The organism is bacterium, from assembly GCA_020440705.1.
Lineage (GTDB): Bacteria > Krumholzibacteriota > Krumholzibacteriia > LZORAL124-64-63 > LZORAL124-64-63 > JAGRNP01.
The window spans coordinates 1-526 of sequence record JAGRNP010000392.1 but is presented as its reverse complement, the minus strand read 5'-3'; the positions used below and the strand labels follow the sequence as shown (position 1 = coordinate 526).

General features: G+C 70.0%; 1 protein-coding gene. It reads right to left on the bottom strand.

Going from position 1 to position 526, the window contains the following annotated elements; genetic code table 11:
• Positions 1–137: 137 nt before the first annotated feature.
• Positions 138–526: spore maturation protein (locus tag KDM41_18960; protein MCB1185506.1), on the bottom strand; the 389-nt coding region annotated here is incomplete at its 5' end.

The following is a 526-nucleotide window of genomic DNA, read 5'->3' as shown; positions in this document are numbered from 1 at the left end:
CTCGCCGATGGCTTTCTCGAGCGGGATCGCCAGCTGCTGCTCGATCTCGTCGACGGAGGCGCCGGGCCAGGGAGCGTAGACCTCCACCGTCACCTCGCTGGGGGCGGCGGAGCAGGCGGGTACGAGCAACAGGCCGATCACCACAGCCCCTTGTACGTGAAGTAGATGGACACGGCGACGATGGCCGCCACCACGCCCACGGTGTCGGCGACGATCCCGGCGAACATGGCGTGGCGCACGCGCTTGACGCCGACGGACCCGAAGTAGACCGCCAGCACGTAGAACGTCGTCTCCGTCGAGCCCTGCATCGTGGACACGAGGTACCCGACGTAGCTGTCCGGGCCGTGCTCCGTGAGGATCGACATCATCACGCCCGACGCACCCGAGCCCGAGAGCGGCCGCAAGAGCGCCATCGGCAGCGCCTCCGCGGGCATGCCGAGGGGCTCGGTGACGGGGCCGACGACCGCCGAGAACAGGTCGATGGCGCCGGCACCCCGCAGCAGGCCCACCATGCCGAGGATGGCCA